Consider the following 20,392-nt stretch of genomic DNA (forward strand, 5'->3'; position numbering starts at 1 on the left):
GCAACTGGCAGAAGTGCCAGGTTGCAGCGGCTTGCGCCGGCCTCTCAAGCCTGGCCGAACCAGTGCTGCCACGCCAAACGCACGGTCAACGCCAGCACCACGGCGATGAACACCGGGCGGATGAACTTGCTGCCGCCGCTGATCGCCGTGCGGGCGCCGAAGAACGCGCCAACCATCACCGACAGGCCCATGCACAGGCCGACGATGTAGTCCACCTGCCCGGAAATGATGAACACCGTCAGCGCCGCGATATTGCTGACGAAGTTCATGCTGCGCGCCACGCCGCTGGCACGGACCAGATCGATGGGGTAGAGCAGCAGCGTGCTGACGGTCCAGAATGCACCGGTGCCGGGGCCGGCGACACCGTCGTAGAAGCCCAGGGTGAAGCCCTGGGGGAACTGCCACTTCTTCTTGATCGGTGCATCGGCGTCCAGCGGTGCCTTGGGCGTGCCGCCGAACAGCAGGTAGATGCCACAGGCGAAGACGATCACCGGCAGCATCTTGTTCAGCCACTCGGCCGGCATGTAGTGAGCGACCACCGCGCCGAGCAGCGCGCCCGCCAGGGTGCCCGCTATCGCCTGGCGCCACTGCGCCGGGTGGAACAGCTTGCGCCGGTAGTAGGTGATGCTGGCCGTGGCCGCGCCGAAGGTGGAACTGAGCTTGTTGGTGCCCAGCACCAGGTGCGGCGGCATGCCGGCGGTGAGCAGCGCCGGGGTGGTCAGCAGGCCGCCGCCGCCGGCGATGGCGTCGATGAAACCGGCGACGAAGGCGACCAGGGCGAGGATCAGCAGGGTGAGCGGTTCTACGGTGAGTTCGAAGGGCATGGGGATCGGGCAGGCGTAGAGGGCAGGGTGCGGCAAATGGCCGCGCTAGAGGGCTGACATGGTAATCCTCAGCGCCCGCTGTTGCCAGTTCCGCCCTCATCGCCGGCAAGCCGGCTCCCACATCTTGCGCGGACTCTGTAGGAGCGGCCTTGCCGGAGCGCCCGGCGAGGCCGCTCCTACAAAAAATTGTGCAAGACAGTTGCTCCCACAGGTACAGCGCAGGGCTTCAGGTTTGTGCTGTCCTGTGGGAGCGGGCTTGCCCGCGAAGGGGCCAACGCAGCGCTTACAGGAACCACCGATACTCCCGCGCACTCACCTCCTGCATGAACGCCAGATGGTCCTGGCGCTTGTTCTCGCAATACACCATCACGAATTCTGCCCCCAGCCCTTCGTTCACGGCCGGGTGCCCGCGCATGGCTGCCACCGCGCCGAGCATGTCCTTGGGGAAATCGATGCCGCTGCTGCGGTTTTCGTTCAGCGGCGCAATCGGCTCCTGCCCTGCGTCGAGCCCGTGCTCCATACCACACAGGATCGCCGCCAGCACCAGGTAAGGGTTGGCATCCGCCCCTGCCAGTCGATGCTCGATACGCAGGTTGCGTGGGTCGGACTCCGGGATACGGATGCACGCGTCGCGGTCCTCGAACCCCCAGCTGGCGCGGCTGGCGGCATTGACCATGGCGCCGTAGCGGCGGAACGCATTGTGGTTGGCGGCGAAGATCGGCATGCAGTGCGGCAGCAGCGCCAGGCAGCCGGCCACCGCGTGGCGCAAGGGGCGTTGGTCGTCGGCCGCGAGCAGGTTGTTGCCTTGCCGGTCGTACAGGCTGACATGCACATGCATGCCGCTGCCCGGCGCTTGCAGGTAGGGCTTGCTCATGAACGAGGCGCGCAGCCCGTGCTTGAGCGCCACGCCGCGAGTGCTGCGGCAGAACAACGCCGCCCAGTCGGCGGCGCGCAGGCCGTCGTCGCAGTGGCCGAAATTGATCTCGAACTGGCCCGGGCCCAGCTCGGCGGTGATGACGTTGGCGTCCACCCCTTGCTGGTTGGCGGTTTCGACCATGTCGCGCAGTACATCGGAGAACCGCGACAGGCGCTCGATATGCATGTTCGGCTGGTCGTCGGCGTCTGCACTGAACGGGTCGTGGGGGAACTGCGGCAGGCCCTCCTTGAGCGTCCGGTCGAACAGGTAGAATTCCAGTTCGAACGCCACCACCGGGCGGATGCCGCGCTGCTCCAGGCGCTGCAGCACGCGGGCGAGCACTTCGCGGGGTTCGAACTCGATGGGCGCGGCGGTGCCGTCGGAGGTGATCAGCATCTGCCCCAGCGGCTCGCGCTCCCAACTCACTGGCTTGAGCGTGCCGGGCACCAGGCGCCGTGGCGCGTCGGGGTCGCCGTCGTTGAAGCAGTAGTCGCCGATCGGGAACAGCCCGCCTTGCACGCCCAGCAGCACGCAGTTCTGCGGCAGCTTCAGCGGGCTGCCGGCGGCGACCTTTTCCAGCATGTCGATGGGGTAGCGCTTGCCATAGAAGTGCCCGGGGATGTCCAGGCTGATCAGGTCGACGTAGCGCACCTGCGGATGTTGGGCGCGGAAGGCGCGGACTTCGTTGAGCAGGTCGGGTGTGTTTGTTGTTCTTGTCATGGTCATGCTCTTAACGGAAGACCCAGAGGACCCGGGTCGGCTCGGTGGTCAGGTTGGCGTAGCGGAACTGGCTGTGCGGCGGCAGCTGGAAGCTGTCGTTGGGGAGCAGGGTGACGGCGTCACCCGCACCAAGCCACAGGGTCAGTTCGCCTTCGAGGACGAAACCGCCCTGTTCCGAGCTGTCGTCCAGGTGCCCGTCGCCACTGCTGGCACCCGGTGCCAGGTGGCTTTCGAGCATGGCGAAGCGGCCGTTGAGGGTGGGCGAAACCAGCACGTCGGTGACGCCGGCGGCGTAGTACAGGGTGCGCCGTTCACCCGGGCGGGTAACCCAGTCGAGCTCCCGCGGCGGCACGGCCTGGTAGAAGTAGGTGGTCGGCACTTGCAAGGCTTCGCTGATGGCGGTGAGGTCGGCCACGGTCGGGCGCGACAGGCCGCGCTCGACCTGCGAGAGAAAGCCCAGCGAGCGGTTGACCCGGCTGGCCAGTTCGTCGAGGGTCAGGCCGCGGTGCTTGCGCAGGTCGCGCACCAGCCGGGCCAGGGCTTGGCTGTCGTCAGTCAGTTCAGACATGGTCGCGCATCCTGTACCAGGCCTTGGCCGCGGCCTCCAGCGGTGCAGCCAGCAGGTCGCCGCCGGGGAAGCGGCCGTTGTCGATGCCCTGGTACAGCGCCAGCAGGTCGTCGTCGCCGAGGATCGCATCGCTGACTGCCCGCGCCCCGGCCAGGGTCGGCAGCACGCCGTGCCCGGAGAAGCCTTGCAGCCAGTAGCGCTGGCCTTGGCGGCCGATGTCCGGCGTGCGCTGGATGCTGCAGTCGATATGCCCGCCCCAGGCATGCTCGATGGCCACCCCGCGCAGTTGCGGGAACACCCGCTCCAGGTAGGGGCGGGTGGCGGCGGCGACGTCCTTGGGGATGCCGCCCAGGTAGGTGCAACCACCCCCAAACAGCAGGCGGTGGTCGGGGGTGAGACGGAAATAATCGGGGACGAACTGGTTGTCGATCACGCAGCTGTTGCGCGGCAGCAGCGAGGCGGCGAAGTCGGCCTCCAGCGGCGCGGTGGCCACCTGGTAGGAGCCCACGGGCAGCAGGCGCCGTGCCAGGTCGCGGTCGAGGCGGTCGATATAGGCATTGCAGGCGAGTACCAGCACGCTGCTGCGCACCTCGCCCTTGTCGGTGCGGGCGACGAAGCCTTCAGCCGTTTGCTGGTAGTCGAGCACCTGGCTTTGTTCGAAGATCTGCCCGCCGGCTCGCTCGATGGTCGCGGCCAGCCCCTGGGCCAGTTTCAGTGGGTTGAGGTGGGCGCCGTTGGGGTCGAGCAGGGCGGCCTGGTAGCGTGGGCTGTCGATCCATTCGGGCAGCTCGTCACGCTTGATCAGCCGCAGGCAGTCGTAGCCGAATTTTTCTGCCGCGTCGCGTTGCGCTTCCTCAAGCAGTTTCACCCGGCGCGGCAGCACCGCGGTCCACAGGCTGCCGAGGCGATAATCGATCTCGAAGCCGTGGCGCTGAGGCAGCTCGCGCATCTCGCCGGCGGCCCAGCACATGCTGTCCCACAGGCGCTGGCTGCGTTCCAGGCCCAGGGCCTTTTCCAGCGGTGGCATGTCGCACGACCAGCCCGGCAGGGCTTGGCCCCCATTGCGCCCGGACGCCGCCCAGGCCACCCGGCTGGCCTCGAGCAGGGTGACGCGCTTGCCGGCCAAGGCCAGGCGCAGGGCGGTGTGCAGGCCGCTGAAACCGGCGCCAATGATGAGGATGTCGGTGTCGTGCGGGCCTTGCAGGGTAGGGCGCAGCGGGATCGAAGTGGGGTAGGTCTGGGCGTAGTAACTGGCGACGTGCTGGGCGGATTGCTTGAACATGCCGGTGCCTCGTGAAATTTGTTGTGATTATTTTCATGAAAAAATAGCAGAGGATTTTCATTGCGCCAGTGAGTTGAAGTTGGGGATATGATCCGGGGACCGCGTTGCGGTCCTTTCGCGACACAAGGCCGCTCCTACAGGGGAAGCGCGCTGTTCTGTAGGAGCGGCCTTGTGTCGCGAAAGGGCTGCGCAGCAGCCCCAATAACAAGCAAAAGACCCAAGCTCATGCGCCGCCTGCCATCCCTCACCGCCCTGCGCACTTTTGAATGCGCCGCCCGCCACGGCCACTTCGGCCGCGCCGCCGCCGAGCTGTGCGTCACCGACAGCGCCGTCAGCCACCAGATCCGCCAGCTGGAAGAGCAACTGGGCGTGGCCCTGTTCGAGCGCATCGGCCGCCAGGTGCGGCCCAGCGCTGAAGCTGAACGCCTGCTGCACCACGTGCAGCAAGCCTTCGAACTGATCGGCAAGGCTTGCGACGAACTGCGCGACCCGGCCTCCCAGGCGGTGCTGCGGGTGGCGGTCACCGCCGAGCTTGCGCAGAAATGGCTGGTGGCGCGGCTGGCCGACTTCAGCAGCCGCTACCCGCACATCACCCTGCACCTGCACGACCAGCCCATCGACGCCGGCGCCCCGGCGCTGGACGTGGACCTGGCCATCACCTATGGCACCAGCACCCTGGATGCCAGCACCCACTTCGTGCGGCCCTTGCCGTTGTTGCAGTTCTTCCCGGTGTGCAGCCCGGGGCTGTTCAACCAGGGCGGGCTCAAGCGCCCACGCGACCTGGTGCGCCACTGCCTGCTGCACGATGACCAGGACGGTCGCACCTGGACCACCTGGCTGGCCACCCACGCCGAGGACGCCTTGCCCACTCGTCAGCTGTACTTCCCCCACGCCGCCCTGGCCTTGGAAGCGGCGCTGTTGGGGCAGGGGGTGGCCATGGGCGACAACCTCACCTGCCAGGCCGACCTGCAAAGCGGTCGCCTGGTGCGGCCGTTCAGCGCCAGTGTCACCGCCCAGGGGCAGTACGCGCTGGTGTGCGAACGGCTGCGGCTGGAGCGCGGCGCAGTGGCGCAATTCATCGAATGGTTCATCGAACAGCTGGGCGATAGCTGAATTGAATTCAGCTATCGCTGAGTTTTCATCGTTGGAAGCCCCGGAATTTGCGGCGTAGCGTGCAGTCATCACTCACCGACCCCGAGGTTGACCCATGGCACGTTCGCTCACCACCACCCCCAAGGCCGATGGTTTCCGCTTGCCCGGCGAATTCGAAGCCAAGGCCGGCTGCTGGCTCGGCTGGCCGGAGCGCCCGGATGTGTGGCGCAACGGCGGCAAGCCGGCGCAGAAGGTCTGGGTCGAGATCGTCACGGCGATTGCCAGCAGCGAGCCGGTGACCGTCTGCGCCTCCGCCGCCCAGTACACCAACGCCCGCAACCAGCTGCCGGCCCATGTGCGGGTGGTGGAGATGACCTGCAACGACACCTGGTTCCGCGACAGCGGGCCGTGCTTCGTGGTCAATGACGCCAGCGGTGAGGTGCGTGGCGTGGACTTCGAGTTCAACGCCTATGGCGGGCTGGACGGTGGCCTCTACTACCCCTGGGACAAGGACGACCAGATTGCCCGCAAGATCCTCGAGATCGAAAACCTCGACCGCTACCGCGCACCGCTGATCGCCGAGCTGGGGGGCATCCAGAGCGATGGCCAGGGCAGCCTGCTGACCACCGAGCAGTGCCTGCTCAACCGCAACCGCAATGCCCACCTGGGCAAGGATGAAGTCACTCGCCGCCTGCAGGACTACCTGGGTGCCGAGCAGGTGATCTGGCTGCCACGCGGCTGCAAGTTCGACGAGACCGACGGCCACGTCGACGACCTGGCCTGCTTCGTGCGCCCCGGCGAAGTGGTGCTGCAATGGACCGACAACCGCGACGACCCGCAGTGGGAAATCTACCAGGAGGCCTACGACATCCTGCGCAGCACCCGCGACAGCCGGGGGCGCGAACTCAAGGTGCACAAGCTGCCACAACCCGAGGTGCTGCGCTGGACCGCTGAGGAGGCCGCAGGGCTGGACCAGGTGGAGGGCACCCATGTGCGCCAGGCCGGCACGCAGATCTGCGCCTCGTACATCAACTACTACGCCGGCAACTCGGCGATCGTCGTGCCGCTGTTCGGCGACCGCAACGACAGCGTGGCCCAGGCCACCCTGGCCGAGCTGTTCCCGGGCCATCGCATCATCGGCATCGACAACAGCCGCGAGATCCTGCTCGGTGGTGGCAATGTCGCCTGCATCACCATGCCCCAGTACGCCGGAGGTCGCCGCTGATGAAGCGCCTGGCCCTTGCGTTCGCCTTGGGCTGCATGGCGTCGGCGGCCAGCGCCGCCGACGCCGACAAGCCCAGTGTCAACCTGTTCATCTGGGGCGAATACCTCGCCCCGGACACGCTGGCCAACTTCGAGAAGCAAACCGGCATCCGCGTGGTGGCCGACCATTTCGACTCGCTGGAAACCGCCGAGACCAAGCTGCTCACCGGTGGCAGTGGGTATGACGTGGTGCTCAGCGCCGGCCAGCACCTGAGCCGGGCCATCGCCAGCGGCGCCTTGCAGCCGCTGGACAAGGCGCGGCTACCGCACCTGCAAGGGATAGGCGAGGAATTCCGCCAGCACATGGCCGTGTTCGACCCCGGTAACCGCTATGCCGGCACTTACGCGTGGGGTACCACCGGGGTGGGCTTCCAGCAGCAGGCGGTGGCCGCACGGCTGGCGGACGCGCCGAAGGACAGCTGGGCAATGCTGTTCGACCCGCAGGTGGTGGCGAAATTCGCCGATTGCGGGGTGAGCCTGCTCAACGACCCCAACGAAGTGTTCGCTGCGGTGATGCGCTACATGGGGCTGGATATCAACCAGCAGCGCATCGAGGACCTCAAGGCCGCCGAAGCCCAGCTACGCAAGGTGCGCCCGTATATCCGCTACTTCGACAACGACCGCAACATCAACGACCTGGCCAATGGCGAGACCTGCGTGGCGATGTCGTGGAACGGCAACGTGGCCATCGCCCAGGCCCAGGCGCAACAGGCCGGCAAGCCGTTCAGCCTGGACTACCGCATCCCAAGCGAAGGGACGTTGATCTGGCTCGATGCGCTGGTGGTGCCCAAGGATGCGCCGCACCCGCAGGCGGCGTGGGCATTGATGGATTACCTGATGCGCCCGGAGGTGATCGCGCCGATCACCGACAGCATTCACTACGCCAATGCCATCACCGCGGCCGACAACCTGGTGGATGCACAGATTCGCAATGCCCCGGGCACCTACCCGCCGGCCGAGGTGCGGGCGCGTCTGTATACCAAGAACGATAACGGCAAGGCGTTCAACCGCGAGCTGACCCGGGCCTTCAGCCGCCTGAAGAGCGGTACCTGAGTTCAGTGCGCCCCGGCGTGGCGCCGTGCGCGTCGCGCCGGCTGGGGCCTGGCCTGGGGTTGCGCGGGCAGGTGGTGGGGGTGGGAATGCCGGCGCACGATGCGCAGCACGCCCCAGAGCATGGCGGCGGCAACGCTGAGCCACATGCCGACCAACATGAGGATTGCCATAGTCAGGGTCATGTGTGCCTCCTTCTTTGTGGCAGGCAAGCCCGCCATCCAGACACAGGTATCAGTCTAGCCCGGCGCCTGTGACGTTCCATTGACCGAAGGTCTAGTGCTTGGGCCGATTCGTTCCAAGCGCGGCCCGGGCTATACCCGGAGTGCACGGCGGCCTATCATCGATGCCCTTGGCCGGGCGCTGCCTGCCCGGCGTCGGAACAAGCGAGTGCCCATGTCGCAACAACCCCTCAAGCTTCGGGCCTTCGGCCCACGTCGCCTGCTGGTTGCAGGTTTGCTGGCGGTCACCCTGGCCGGTTGCGCCAGCGCGCCACCCGCGGCGCTCAAGAGCCTGCCGCAGAAGGTCGAGATCAGCAGCGTGCCGTTCTACCGCGGCAATGCCAACCACAGCGGCTCGATGGCGCTGGCGGCGGTGCTGTCGGCGAAGGGCGCGCCGATCACCCCGGGGCTGCTGGACAAATCCCTGGGCCTGCCCAATGCCGCCGAGTCGCTGGACACCGGTATCCCCAGGGTGGCGCGTGAATATGGGATGGTCGTCTACCCGCTGGACAAACGCCTGGACGCCTTGTTGGCGCAAGTGGCCGCCGGCTACCCGGTACTGCTGCGTTATGAAGAGGGCTCGGCCTGGTGGAGCGAGCCGCGCTATGCCGTGTTGATCGGCTATGACCGCTACAAGCAGCGGGTGCTGTTGCGCGCGGGCATGCACCGGCGACAGTTGATGAGCTTTGGCGATTTCGAATCGGCCTGGGCGAAGGAGGGCAGTTGGGCGGTGCTGGTGCAGTCGCCACGGCAGTTGCCGGCGCAGGTGGACCGGCAGCGCTGGTTGCAGGCGGCGGATGAGCTGGCGCGGGCGGGGCAGGAGATTGCGGCGAAGCAGGCGGTGAATAGCCTGGGGCGGTGACTGTTACGGCCCTATCACCGTTGTAGGAGCGGCCTTGTGTCGCGAAAGGGCTTGCAGAGCAGCCCCCGGGGATTTCTGCTTTCACGGTGAAATCCTGGGGCCGCGCTGCGGCCCTTTCGCGACACAAGGCCGCTCCTACAGGCGCCAATTTACCGGCGATAGGCTAGTTGGATCAGAAGCCCAGACGGTCACGCAGGCTGTAGTACCAGGCACCGAGGGCGCTGAACGGCACGCGCAGCATCTGGCCACCCGGGAACGGGTAGTGCGGCAGGCCGGCGAACGCATCGAAGCGCTCGGCCTGGCCGCGCAGGGCTTCGGCCAGCACCTTGCCCGCCAGGTGGGTGTAGGTCACACCGTGACCCGAGCAGCCTTGCGAGTAGTAGATGTTGTCGCCGATGCGGCCAACCTGCGGCAGGCGCGACAGGGTCAGCAGGAAGTTGCCGGTCCAGGCGAAGTCGATCTTCACATCCTTGAGCTGCGGGAAGGCCTTGAGCATTTTCGGGCGGATGATCGCCTCGATGTTGGCCGGGTCGCGCGCACCGTACACCACGCCACCGCCGAAGATCAGGCGCTTGTCACCGGTCAGGCGGTAGTAGTCGAGCAGGTAGTTGCAGTCTTCGACGCAGTAGTCCTGCGGCAGCAGGGTGCGGGCCAGTTCTTCGCCCAGCGGCTCGGTGGTGATCACCTGGGTGCCGCACGGCATGGACTTGGCGGCCAGCTCCGGCACCAGGTTGCCCAGGTAGGCGTTGCCGGCGACGATGATGTACTTGGCGCGGACCTTGCCCTGCGGGGTGTGTACCACCGGGTTGGCGCCACGCTCGATGCGCACGGCCGGGGTCTGTTCGTAGATGATGCCGCCCAGCGACTCGACCGCGGCGGCTTCGCCCAGGGCCAGGTTGAGGGGGTGGATGTGGCCGCCGCTCATGTCGAGCATGCCGCCCACGTAGCTGTCGCAGGCAACCACTTCACGGATGCGCTTCTGGTCCATCAGTTCCAGCTGGGTGTGGCCAAAGCGTTCCCACAGGCGTTTTTGCGATTCCAGGTGGCCCATCTGCTTGCTGGTCAGCGCGGCGAACACACCGCCGTCCTTCAGGTCGCACTGGATGTTGTACTTGGCCACGCGCTCACGAATGATGCGTCCGCCTTCGAAGGCCATCTGACCCAGCAGTTGGGCTTCTTTAGGGCCGACGGTGCGTTCGATCACGTCGATGTCGCGGCTATAGCTGTTGACGATCTGGCCGCCGTTGCGGCCCGAAGCGCCGAAACCGACCTTGGCGGCTTCGACGATGCTCACCTTGAAGCCGTTCTCCAGCAGGAACAGGGCGCTGGACAGGCCGGTGTAGCCGGCACCGATGATGCAGATATCGGTTTCCACCTCACCCTGCAGCGCCGGACGTGGCGGCACCGGGTTGGCCGAGGCGGCGTAGTAGGACTGGGGGTAGGGGGTAGTGGCCATGCTCGAGAAACCTCGTGTTTTATATTTTTAACGAATGTACCGATGCTATCAATAATAATAAACACCCGCTAGTCGTCCGGTGAAAATCCTTTACACCTACCCGTGTGGAGCTTTCTTTAAATATTTTTAAGATTCAGTAGCTTAGCGTGAAAAAAACGGTTGACACTGAATTTGTAACGCGTAGAATGCGCCCCACACGACAGGCACATAGCTCAGTTGGTTAGAGCACCACCTTGACATGGTGGGGGTCGTTGGTTCGAGTCCAATTGTGCCTACCAAACAAAAGTCCCGGTTTCCGGGCATCGAGAAGGGCGACCCGCAAGGGTCGCCCTTTTTGTTTGCGCTGCGTTTATCGAGCATCGCGCCAGGGCGATGTATCCAGTTGTATCAGGAAAACGCCTCAGCGAATTTTCCTACAAATACCGCTCCTGCTGGATACGCCTGGGATACATGCCTCGGGCCAAATGCGTCTGCCCGAACGACAAGCCTGCCGGCGTCGCTCCGGGCCATTGCGCCTTTGAGGCATAACCCCGCACCTATCGGAGCATCACCATGACCCACGCCAAAACCCGTATCGGCCTGCTCACCATCGCCCTGGTCGGCGGTATCAACCTCACATCCTCCGCCTTCGCCGTGGAAGCGCTGCCCCAGGGCTACCAGATCGCCGCCGCCGACAAGGCCGCGGAAGGTAAATGTGGCGAGGGTAAGTGTGGCGCAGGCGCAGCCCAAGCCAAAGGTACGCAGACGGAAGGCAAGTGCGGTGAGGGCAAGTGCGGCGATGCCTCTTTCGCCCGTACCGACACCGACCACGACGGCCGCGTGTCCCGTGCCGAACTGCTGGCGGTGGCGCCCAAGGCCAACGCCGAGTTCGACGCCATTGACGCCAACCACGATGGCTTCCTCTCCGAAGGCGAGGTGTACCAGTTCCGCAAAGGCCAGTTCGATGCCAACGGCAAGCCGTTCCCGGCCGACCTGTACAGCAAGCTGAGCCAGGCCAAGAACTGAGGTTCAACATTGTTCAAGGCATAGCGCCGGGCAGCGCGCCCGGCCAAGCCATTCCGAGCGCACGGGGTTGAAGATTGAGTGACGGCCCCGTTGGCCAGGAACGCCGTGCGCCGGTCGGGCAATGTGAGTTCAGTCCGGCAGGCCCGCCAGCCGAAGCCCTTGGACAAACCGCGCCAGGTCCTCGTCGCGATGGATCGGCAGCCATTCGCGCAAGCGCGATGCCCGCAGCTGCGGGTCCAGTTGCCGCAGCCTGGCCATCGCCTGGCTGGCCTCGGCCTGGCGCCCGCCGAGTGCAAGGCTGGCCGCCAGCAGCGCCATTGCGGCAAGCAGGCTGGGCAGGTTGCCCAAGGCTTTCTCGGCCCAGCCGATGGCGCACGCGTCGCGCCCGGCGAAGAAGTGCGCCAGGGCCATGCCCACCTGCATGCGGAACATTTCCGGGTCCAGCGGGCTGAGGCGGGTGGCATGTTCCAGGTTGGCGATCGCCGTTTCGGTCTCGCCGCGCAGCGCGCGCAGGATACCGCCCAGGTACCAGGCCGGGGCGAGGTTGGGGTTGAGCAGGCGCGCGCGGTCGAGCAGGGCGATGGCGCCGTCCAGATCACCGGTCAGGTGGCCCAGCGCATGCCCGCCACGGGTCAGCGCCACGGCGTCGTCGCGGCCCAGCTCCACCGCCAGCCTGGCCAGGCGCGCGCCTTCGGCGATCTCCTCGGCGCGGTCGGCCATCCAGCCGTTCAACTTGCGCCAGAAATGGCACCACGCGGCCATGCCGTAGGCCGAGGCGAACTCCGCGTCCATCTCGATGGCCTGGTAGAACAGTGCCAAGGCTTCTGCCACGGCCTCGCGCGTTCCGTGGTGCAGTTTCGCGGTGCCACGCAGGTAGTAGTCGTAGGCGCACAGGCTGTCGGTGGGTTTGCGCTTGGCCCGCTCGATTTCGGCCCGCTCCAGCTGTGGGGCGATGGCGCCGACCACGCTTTCGGCGATCTGGTCCTGCAGGTCGAAGAGGTTGTCCAACGCGCCTTCGAAGCGCTCGGCCCAGATATGCGTGCCTTGGCTGGCGTCGATCAGCTGGCCGGTGATGCGCACGCGGTTGCCGGCCTTGCGCACGCTGCCTTCGAGCACATAGCGCACGCCCAGCTCGCGGCCCACGTCGCTGACGTCGACCCGGCGATCCTTGAAGGTGAAGCTGGAGTTGCGGGCGATGACGAACAGCCAGCGGATCCGCGACAGGGCGACGATGATGTCCTCGACGATGCCGTCGGCGAAGTAGTCCTGTCCGGGGTCGCCGCTGAGGTTCTGGAAGGGCAGGACGGTGATGGACGGCTTGTCCGGCAGCGCCAGGCTGGCCTGCGGGGCTGGCTGCAGGGGCAGCGGCGGTTGATCGTCGGGCCGCTCAGGCCCAGGCACTTCACGGATGACGCCGACAAAGCGGTAGCCCTTGCGGGCCACGGTGCGCAGCAGGCGCTGCTGCTCGCCCGAGTCGCCGATGGCCTTGCGCACCGCGTTGATATGGCTGGCGACGGTCGACTCGGAGACGATCCGCCCACTCCACACAGCCTGCAGCAGCTCGTCCTTGCTGACCACCCGATCACCGTTGCTGACCAGTTGCAGCAACAGGTCGAACACCTGCGGGCCAAGGGTCACGGTCTGGCCGCGCAGGGTCAGCTCCCGGCGCTGTTGATCCAGCACGTAGTCTTCGAAGGCGAATGGCAACGTCGTGTCCCCTGGCCGAGCGCCCTAGGCATCGTGTCCGAGGCGATTGTGAAAGTGTCCGTCGTCGATGATACGGCAGGCCGCGGCGGGCCGCATTGCCTGCAACCCTCGGCGCCGCCGTTTGGACGTAAAACCAAGCATTCCTGAAGGTTAATCCAGCCGCCGCGCAAGGACTTGGCGAGCGCCTGGGCGCATCGTGTAGCGGTATCGACGGCAATGCCTGCCGTCGCCCACGGGAGACCCCCATGAAGATCGTCGTGATCGGAGGCACAGGCCTCATTGGCTCCAAGGTCGTCAACAGCCTGCGCGAACGTGGCCACGAGGCCGTCGCCGCGGCACCCAGCACCGGCATCGACAGCATCACCCGCGAAGGCCTGGCCGCCGCCATGGACGGCGCCCAGGTGGTGGTCGACGTGACCAACGCGCCGTCCTGGGAAGACCAGGCCGTGCTCGCGTTCTTCCAGACCTCCACCAGCAACCTGCTGGCCGCCGAGAAGGCCGCCGGGGTCAAGCACCATGTCGCGCTGTCGATCGTCGGGTGCGAGCGCTTGCCGGAGAACGGCTACTTCCGCGCCAAGGTGGCGCAAGAGCGGCTGATCAAGGACGCCGGCGTGCCTTACACCCTGCTGCGCGCCACCCAGTTCTTCGAATTTGTCGGTGGCATCGCCCAGGCCGCGACCCAGGGTGACCAGGTGCGCCTGTCGCCCGCGTTGATCCAGCCCATGGCTTCGGCCGACGTGGCGGCAGCGCTGGTGGAGGTGGTGCTCGCCGCGCCGGCCAACGCCACCCTGGAAGTGGCCGGCCCCGAGGCGCTGCCACTGGATGAGCTGGTGCGCCGCTTCCTGCGCCTGACCGGCGATGGGCGCAAGGTCGTGCCTGACGTGCATGCGCGCTATTTCGGCGCCGAACTCAATGACCAGTCGCTCACCCCCGGCGCTCAGGCCCGCCTCGGCGCCACCCGTTTCGAAGACTGGCTGGCGCGGTCCTGACCACCAGCCCGACCCCATCATTGCTGAGGAGTATCGCCATGTTCCGTCGAATCCTGCTGGCCGCCGCCATCGCGGCCCTGTCCATCACCGCGGTCTCGGCCGATGAGCGGCCGGCGAGCAAGGTCACCGTGGTCTTCGACCACCCGCTGCCGAACGTCCCGGGCAAGAGCATGCGCGGGGTGGTCGTCGACTATGCGCCGGGCGCCGCGTCGCCTTCGCACCGCCACCCGAGTTCCGCGTTCATCTATGCCACCGTGCTCGAAGGCGAAGTGCGCAGCAGCGTCAATGGCGAGCCGGCGCGCACCTACAAGGTTGGCGAAAACTGGTACGAGGCCCCCGGCGCCTTCCATGGGGTGAGCGCCAATGCCAGCGACACCAAGCCTGCGCGGTTGATGGCGGTGTTCGTGCTCGACAGCACGGAAACCGTGCTGGTGACCCCGAGCAGCAAGTGAGCGCATGGCTTTTGTCAGGAGTCGCGATGATGAACAGATGCCCGGAACAGGCCGACACCGCCGCCCCAGTGCCCGGGCGCAGCCGCAGGCAGAAGCTTGGCATCCTGTTGTGCATCGTGGCTCTGCTGGTCGTGGCCGGCGGCTGGGTTATCGCTCGTTCGAGCGAAGTGGCATCGACCGATAACGCCTATGTGCGCGGCGATGTCACCTCGCTCGCCGCCAAGGTGGCGGGCTACGTGGTCAGCGTCGAGGTCGAGGACAACCAGCGTGTGGCGGCGGGGGACGTGCTGTTTCGCATCGACGATCGTGACTACCGGGCGCACCTGGCGCAGGCCGAGGCCAACGTCAGGGTGGCCGAAGCGCGGCTGGCCAATGTCGAGGCCGAAACCCGCCAGCAGCAGGCGCAGATCCGCCAGGCCGTGGCGGGCCGGCAGTCGGCGCTGGCGCAACGCGGCCTGGCCGACAAGAGCCATGAGCGCAGCCGCAAGCTGATCGCCTTCAGCGCCGTCAGCCAGGCCGTGGTCGACCAGACCGACGCCGCCCGTAGCAGTGCCCAGGCCACGCTGTCGGCAGCGTCGGCGACACTGGACGCCGAACAGCAACGCATTGCCGTGCTCACGGCGCAGCGCGCGTCGGCACTGGCGGCCATCGCCCAGGCCCAGGCCGCGCGCGAGCTGGCCAGCCTGGAACTGGAGCACACCGTGGTGCGCGCCCCGGTCGCCGGTGTGGTCGGCAACCGCCAGGTGCGGGTTGGGCGCTTCGTCACCCCGGGCGGGGCACTGCTGGATGTCGTGCCGGTCGACAACGTCTGGGTGGTGGCCAACTTCAAGGAGACCCAGGTGGAGCACCTGCAACCCGGCCAGCGCGTGCGGGTGACCCTCGATGGCTTCCCCGACGACACCCTCGATGGTGTGGTCGACAGCTTTGCCCCCGGCAGCGGAGCGGCGTTCAGCCTACTGCCGCCGGACAATGCCACGGGTAACTTCGTGCGCGTGGTACAGCGCGTACCGGTGAAGATCCACCTGATGCACAACCCGCTACCTGGGCGCATCGTGCCGGGGCTGTCGGCACGGGTGGTGGTCGAGCTCGGCGGTGGGGCATGAACGGCGGCGGTCGCGGTGGCTTGGTGCTGATGGCCGGCATCCTGCTCGCCGCGCTGACCGAGGCCCTTGCCGGGTCGGTGCTGGCGCTCGGGCGCAACGATATCCTGGGTGATACCGCGGCAACACCGGACGAGTTCGCCTGGCTGGATGTCGGCTACACCGCCTGCAAGCTCATCGGTTTTCTGTTGGCGCCGTGGCTGCTGGCCCGTTGGCGGCCGCGTGAGGTGATCATTGCGGCCACCGCTGCAATGGGCCTGGCCTGCGCGGTTACAGCGGCCACCACCAGCCTTGAGCTGCTGATCGCGCTGCGGGCGATACATGGCCTGGCTGGTGGCACGTTGCTGGTCACCGGGCAGGCGATGATCTTCCTGGCCTATCCACGCGGCCGGCAACCCTTGCTGCAAGCCTTGTTCGCCATGGCGGCGGTGGTCGCCCCGGGTACGCTGGCGTCGGCCCTGCAAGGGTGGCTGATCGACAGTCAGGCGTGGGCCTGGATCTTCTTCAGCGTCGTGCCCCTGGCCCTGGTGGCCGTCGGCCTGTTGTTGCTTGCGCCCGCGCCGGCCTGTGCCATGCCGTTCGCTGGCCATCACGGCGGAGTCGGCTACCTGTTGGGCGCCATCGGGTTATCCTGCCTGGCCTACGCGCTCAGCCAGGGCAGCCGCTGGGATTGGTTCGAGGCACCGCACATCATCGTCGCGACGGCATTGGGCCTGGGCGCGTTGCTGGCGTTGCTCGGCCACCGGCTACTGACCCGTGGCCCCGGCGCACTGGACCTCAGCCTGTTCAGGTCGAGCGATTTCACCTTCGCCTTCATCGTCAGCTTCGTCGCGGGGGCGGCCTTGTTCGGCAGCGCCTACCTGATCCCGGCCTTCGCCCTTTCGGTGCTGGCGTTCACGCCCACCGATGCGGGCTTGCTATTGCTGCCCAGTGCCGCGACGTTCATCGCCACCTTGCTGCTGGCGGCCTGGCTCATGCAGGCGAAAGGCGTGGCACCGTTCGCCACGGTGCCGTTCGGCATCCTTTTGATCATGCTGGCGATGTGGGTGTTGTCGGGCTCGACCAGCCAGAGCGGGGCAGCCGACATGATGCTCGGAGTGCTGCTACGGGGCCTGGGCTTGGGCTTGCTGTTCCTGTCGATCACCTTGATTGCCTTCGGCGGCCTGGAACCAGGCAAGCTGGCCGCCGGTATCGGCCTGTTCAACATCGGCCGGCAGCTGGGTGGGCTGATGGGCGTTGCCGGGCTGCAAACCCTGATCGACCATGAGCTGGCCGTTAACACCACGGCCCTGGGTGCGCACCTCACGGCAGGCACGACGGCACTCATCGAGCGCCTGGCGGGCATGGCGGCGATGCTGGAGGGCAGGGGGCTGGACACCCTGAGCGCCGGGCGGGGCGCGCTGGCGCTGCTGGCGCGGGCCGTGGCGGGGCAAGCCGCGGTCATCGCCTTCGACAGGGCATTCGCCGCAGTGAGCGTGTTCTTTGCCATCGCCGCCCCCCTGCTGGTGTGCATCAAGCGCCTGCTGGCACGCCGGGCCTCTCTGGCAGCAGGCGCAGTTGTCGCTGCGAGGCCTTGAGCGAGCGAGTAGCGGGTGGGTTGGCTTGCCTCGCAAAGTTTTTGATTTTTTTGAAAAAAACGCTTTACAGGTGTTCGATCGATCACTAATATGCGCCCCACACGACAGGCACATAGCTCAGTTGGTTAGAGCACCACCTTGACATGGTGGGGGTCGTTGGTTCGAGTCCAATTGTGCCTACCAAACAAAGTCCCGGTTTCCGGGCATCGAAAAGGGCGACCCGCAAGGGTCGCCCTTTTTGCTTTGCGCACCAAGTCAGGTGGTGCGTTAGCGCCTCGAAATGCCTGACATCTTGCTGGGAAAAGTACTACAAATCCTCGGACCGATCCGGCATATCTTGTTGAGAAACCTCGTTAGCTTGGCAGTTTTCCCCACTTGGCAGGGGCGCTGCACAAGCCCTTGCCAGGCTGACCTGACGAGGGACAACGGATGTTCGACTCAACCACCCCAGACCGCCTGCACTTCCACGTGCCGGCGGCCCAGCATGACCTTCAGGTACTGACGTTCAAGGGCGACGAAGCCATCAGCACGCTGTACAGCTTCGATATCGAGCTGGTCAGCGAAAATCCCCGCCTGCCGCTCGAGCGCATGCTCAACCAGCCGGCCTTCCTCGCCTTCGACAACCGAGGCGCCGGCGTACATGGGGTGATCAGCCATTTTCGCCAGGGCGCCATCGGCAAGCGGCTCACCCACTACCACGCCCGGCTCGAGCCGCGCCTGGCACGCCTGGGCCTGCGCCACAACCACCGGGTGTTCCAGCAGCGCACGGTGGCGCAGATCGTCGGCCAGGTGCTCGATGAGCATGGCGTGCTGCGCGACAGCTACCAGTTTTTCCTCGAAGAACCCTACCCACCCCGTGACTACTGCGTGCAGTACGGCGAGAGCGACCTGGCGTTCATCGAGCGGCTGTGCCAGGAGGACGGCATTCACTACCACTTCCGCCATTCGCCCCAGGGCCACCAGCTGGTGTTCGGCGATCATCAGTCGCACTTCCCCCGCCTCGAACCTGCCGTGGGCTTTCACCTGCCGTCTGGCTTGCAGGCCGACGGCGTGGTGGTCAGCCGCTTCGGCGTGGGCGTGCGCACCGCGGTCAACCAGGTGGAGCTGCGTGACCACGACTTTCGCAAGGCCGCCTTGCCGCTGGCCTACCCCAGCAAAAGCGCCGAGGCCCAGGCGCTGCCCCTGGAACATTACAGCTACCCCGGCGGCCTGCGCCACACCCTCGACCAGCAGCGCGGCGGCTCGCAGAGCAAGCGGGCGCTGCAACGTTGCCGCGCCAACCACTGCCAGGCCGAGGGCGCCAGTGACGCCCCGCATCTGGTCAGCGGCCACCTGCTGCAACTGACCGGCCACCCGCGCGAGCCGTGGAACGACCTGTGGCTGCTGACCCACGTGCACCACGAAGGGCGCCAGCCCCAGGTGCTCGAAGAGCACGCCGAAGCCGACGCCACCGTGCAGCGTTACGACAACACCTTCACCGCCACCCCCTGGGACCTGCTGTTCCGCCCGCCGCTGAGCCGCCCCAGGCCACGCATACCCGGCAGCCAGGTGGCCAGGGTCACCGGCCCGGCCGGCGAGGAGGTGTATTGCGACGCGCTGGGTCGGGTCAAGGTGCAGTTCCACTGGGACCGCGAAGGCCGCGGCGACGCGCACAGCAGCTGCTGGCTGCGGGTGATGTCCAGCTGGTCGGGCGATCGCCACGGCGCCGTCACGCTGCCCCGGGTGGGCATGGCGGTGGTGGTCAGTTTCCTCGACGACGACCCCGACCAGCCGGTGGTCAGCGGCTGCCTGCCCGACAGCCTGCACCCGCCACCCTATGCCTTGCCCGACTACCGCAGCCGCACGGTGCTGCGCAGCCGCAGCCTGGGCGGCGGCGGGGGCTACAACGAGCTGGCCATGGAAGACCGCGAAGGCCAGGAACTGCTGTACCTGCGCGCCCAGCGCGACTTCGAGCAACAGGTGGGCAACGACAGCCAGGTGCAGATAGGCCGCCACCGCCAGCTGCTGGTCGGCGGCGACAGCCGGGTCACAGTGGAGGCCGACGAGCAGCGCAGCGTGGGCGGGGAGCGCAAGGTACTGGTGCGGGCCAGTGACCACCTGGTGGTCGAGCAGGGCAGCCAGACCCGGGTCGGCACGGTGCTGGTGCAGCATGCCGGGCGCCAGGTGCAGCTGTCGGCGGACGGCGAAGTGGTGGTGGAGGGCGGGGCCAGCATCAGCCTCAAGGTCGGCGGCCAACACCTGGTGATCAACAGCGCCGGAATTTTTGCCAGCAGTCCGATCCAGGTGGGGGGCGCGCCGGCGGCCAGCGTCATGGCGCAACCGTTGCTGCCGGGCGACAGCCAGGCACAGCCTGCCCTGTTGCTGTCGACCACGGTGGGCCCGGTGCAGCTGGCACTGGTGACGGCAAGCCGAGCACTTTGCAGCGCGCTGTGCCCAGTGTGTGACAGCTGTTGCGAGGCACTGCCCGCGCCCCTGGGAGGTGCCGCATGAGCGCGCCGACCCCTTGGCAATGGATGGCCCGGGAGCGGGCCAGTGGCCGCGATATCGTGCTGCTGCTCGATGCCGGCTTCGACGCCCGCCAGGCGCTCATGGCCCGCCTGGGCTCGGAGCGCTGGTGCGTGCTGTACCAGCAAACCGAGGTCGCCCACCTCGCCGCGCATGGGCCGGTGTGCTTCCTGATCGGCGAAGGCGAGGTGCGTTTGCTGCAGGGCCTGCTGGAGGCGCCACACGACAACTGGGGCTGGCTGGCCAGCCTGGCACCAGGTGAATTGCCGGCCTGGGCCGAGCATTGGCGTGCCCGGCTGCTGCTGGGCCAGCGCCCGCAACGGGCGTTGTACCGCTTCCACGACAACCGCGAGCTGGCCCGGGTGATGACGGTGCCGGAGCACAGGGCCGCCTGGCTCGGCCAGGCGACCAGCGTGTGCTACTGGCAGGCCACGACCTGGCAGGTGGTGGACAACCCGGCGCCACGCGCCTACCCGGCACCGCCCGACCCAAGCTGGTTTCCCACCCCGGCCGAGGCCGCAGACGATGGCGTCGCCCTGGCCAATGCCCACCGCTACCTCTACAGCCGGCATCTGCACGCCTACAGCGCCCTCGCGCAAAGCCAGGTGCCCCTCGAGTGGCTGGCACGTCAGCTGCGCCAGGCCCTGGCCTGGGGTTGGCATTCGGGGGAGGCGATCGAGTTCCTGCTGATGCTGAGCCTGCACTCGCCGGGGTACGACGTGCCGCGTGAGTGTGCGCCGCTGGTTGATGAGAGCCCCCGGGCGCACCTGGAGCGGTTGCGGCTACGGACAGTGTTTTGAACT

At 67.0% G+C, this 20,392-nt stretch carries 18 protein-coding genes and 2 tRNA genes; 13 read left to right on the plus strand and 7 right to left on the minus strand.

Features of this window, described 5'->3' with window-relative positions:
- Positions 1 to 44: 44 nt before the first annotated feature.
- From IX761_RS18000 to IX761_RS18015, 4 genes are all read right to left on the minus strand, one after another.
- Complete coding sequence (locus IX761_RS18000) at positions 45 to 824, minus strand: TSUP family transporter (protein WP_194790918.1); 780 nt, start codon at positions 822 to 824, stop codon at positions 45 to 47.
- A gap of 283 nt (positions 825 to 1,107) precedes the next feature.
- On the minus strand, positions 1,108 to 2,460 hold the full coding sequence (locus IX761_RS18005) for a glutamine synthetase family protein (RefSeq protein WP_194790919.1): 1,353 nt from the start codon (positions 2,458 to 2,460) through the stop codon (positions 1,108 to 1,110).
- 10 nt (positions 2,461 to 2,470) lie between these two features.
- Complete coding sequence (locus IX761_RS18010) at positions 2,471 to 3,028, minus strand: helix-turn-helix domain-containing protein (protein WP_194790920.1); 558 nt, start codon at positions 3,026 to 3,028, stop codon at positions 2,471 to 2,473.
- Complete coding sequence (locus IX761_RS18015) at positions 3,021 to 4,310, minus strand: NAD(P)/FAD-dependent oxidoreductase (RefSeq protein ID WP_194790921.1); 1,290 nt, start codon at positions 4,308 to 4,310, stop codon at positions 3,021 to 3,023. Before IX761_RS18015 ends, IX761_RS18010 begins: the two co-directional genes overlap by 8 nt.
- A gap of 225 nt (positions 4,311 to 4,535) precedes the next feature.
- Here IX761_RS18015 and IX761_RS18020 point away from each other — a divergent pair, with 225 nt between their 5' ends.
- The 3 genes from IX761_RS18020 (at position 4,536) to IX761_RS18030 (ending at position 7,718) form a co-directional block, all read left to right on the plus strand.
- Entirely contained in the window at positions 4,536 to 5,423 is an 888-nt protein-coding gene (locus IX761_RS18020; protein WP_194790922.1) for a LysR substrate-binding domain-containing protein, read from the plus strand.
- A gap of 94 nt (positions 5,424 to 5,517) precedes the next feature.
- Positions 5,518 to 6,627, plus strand: coding sequence for an agmatine deiminase (gene aguA, locus IX761_RS18025; RefSeq protein ID WP_194790923.1), 1,110 nt, complete (start codon positions 5,518 to 5,520; stop codon positions 6,625 to 6,627).
- Positions 6,627 to 7,718, plus strand: coding sequence for an extracellular solute-binding protein (locus IX761_RS18030; protein WP_194790924.1), 1,092 nt, complete (start codon positions 6,627 to 6,629; stop codon positions 7,716 to 7,718). Before aguA ends, IX761_RS18030 begins: the two co-directional genes overlap by 1 nt.
- Positions 7,719 to 7,720: 2 nt before the next feature.
- Here the strand turns inward: IX761_RS18030 and IX761_RS18035 are convergent, their stop codons facing one another.
- Positions 7,721 to 7,900 carry a hypothetical protein gene (locus tag IX761_RS18035; protein ID WP_194790925.1) on the minus strand — a complete coding sequence of 60 codons (180 nt, stop codon included), beginning with the start codon at positions 7,898 to 7,900 and terminating at the stop codon, positions 7,721 to 7,723.
- A gap of 211 nt (positions 7,901 to 8,111) precedes the next feature.
- Here IX761_RS18035 and IX761_RS18040 point away from each other — a divergent pair, with 211 nt between their 5' ends.
- Entirely contained in the window at positions 8,112 to 8,798 is a 687-nt protein-coding gene (locus tag IX761_RS18040) for a peptidase C39 family protein (protein WP_194790926.1), read from the plus strand.
- A 172-nt stretch (positions 8,799 to 8,970) separates the two neighbouring features.
- On the opposite strand, the gene IX761_RS18045 is transcribed toward IX761_RS18040, so the two are convergent.
- A complete protein-coding gene (locus IX761_RS18045; protein WP_194790927.1) occupies positions 8,971 to 10,254 on the minus strand; it encodes an NAD(P)/FAD-dependent oxidoreductase in 1,284 nt (427 codons plus the stop codon).
- Positions 10,255 to 10,455: 201 nt separating this feature from the next.
- On the opposite strand from IX761_RS18045, the gene IX761_RS18050 reads away from it, so the two are divergent.
- Positions 10,456 to 10,532, plus strand: a tRNA-Val gene (locus tag IX761_RS18050).
- Between the two features lie 274 nt (positions 10,533 to 10,806).
- Positions 10,807 to 11,259: a hypothetical protein gene (locus IX761_RS18055; RefSeq protein WP_194790928.1), complete on the plus strand. Its 453-nt coding sequence runs from the start codon at positions 10,807 to 10,809 to the stop codon at positions 11,257 to 11,259.
- A gap of 129 nt (positions 11,260 to 11,388) precedes the next feature.
- Here IX761_RS18055 and IX761_RS18060 read toward each other — a convergent pair whose 3' ends face one another.
- Positions 11,389 to 12,966, minus strand: coding sequence for a winged helix-turn-helix domain-containing tetratricopeptide repeat protein (locus tag IX761_RS18060; protein ID WP_194790929.1), 1,578 nt, complete (start codon positions 12,964 to 12,966; stop codon positions 11,389 to 11,391).
- Positions 12,967 to 13,211: 245 nt separating this feature from the next.
- Between IX761_RS18060 and IX761_RS18065 the strand changes: the two genes are divergently transcribed.
- The 7 genes from IX761_RS18065 to IX761_RS18095 all read left to right on the plus strand — a co-directional run bounded on the left by IX761_RS18065 (position 13,212) and on the right by IX761_RS18095 (position 20,389).
- Positions 13,212 to 13,955, plus strand: coding sequence for an SDR family oxidoreductase (locus IX761_RS18065; RefSeq protein WP_194790930.1), 744 nt, complete (start codon positions 13,212 to 13,214; stop codon positions 13,953 to 13,955).
- 38 nt (positions 13,956 to 13,993) lie between these two features.
- Complete coding sequence (locus IX761_RS18070) at positions 13,994 to 14,407, plus strand: cupin domain-containing protein (protein ID WP_194790931.1); 414 nt, start codon at positions 13,994 to 13,996, stop codon at positions 14,405 to 14,407.
- 29 nt (positions 14,408 to 14,436) lie between these two features.
- The gene (locus IX761_RS18075) at positions 14,437 to 15,510 is read left to right on the plus strand and encodes an HlyD family secretion protein (protein ID WP_228533686.1); all 1,074 of its coding nucleotides are present in this window, start codon (positions 14,437 to 14,439) and stop codon (positions 15,508 to 15,510) included.
- The gene (locus IX761_RS18080; protein WP_194790933.1) at positions 15,507 to 17,084 is read left to right on the plus strand and encodes an MFS transporter; all 1,578 of its coding nucleotides are present in this window, start codon (positions 15,507 to 15,509) and stop codon (positions 17,082 to 17,084) included. The genes IX761_RS18075 and IX761_RS18080 overlap by 4 nt, the downstream gene beginning before the upstream one ends.
- Positions 17,085 to 17,190: 106 nt before the next feature.
- Positions 17,191 to 17,267: transfer RNA gene (locus tag IX761_RS18085), tRNA-Val, on the plus strand.
- A gap of 246 nt (positions 17,268 to 17,513) precedes the next feature.
- Positions 17,514 to 19,574 (plus strand): type VI secretion system tip protein TssI/VgrG, encoded by a 2,061-nt coding sequence (gene tssI, locus IX761_RS18090; protein WP_194790934.1) that lies wholly within the window; start codon positions 17,514 to 17,516, stop codon positions 19,572 to 19,574.
- Positions 19,571 to 20,389, plus strand: a complete 819-nt coding sequence (locus IX761_RS18095) for a DUF4123 domain-containing protein (protein WP_194790935.1) — start codon at positions 19,571 to 19,573, stop codon at positions 20,387 to 20,389. The genes tssI and IX761_RS18095 overlap by 4 nt, the downstream gene beginning before the upstream one ends.
- The last annotated feature ends 3 nt before the right edge of the window (positions 20,390 to 20,392 follow it).

The sequence above is a fragment of the Pseudomonas sp. UFMG81 genome (genome assembly GCF_015354575.1).
Taxonomy (GTDB): domain Bacteria; phylum Pseudomonadota; class Gammaproteobacteria; order Pseudomonadales; family Pseudomonadaceae; genus Aquipseudomonas.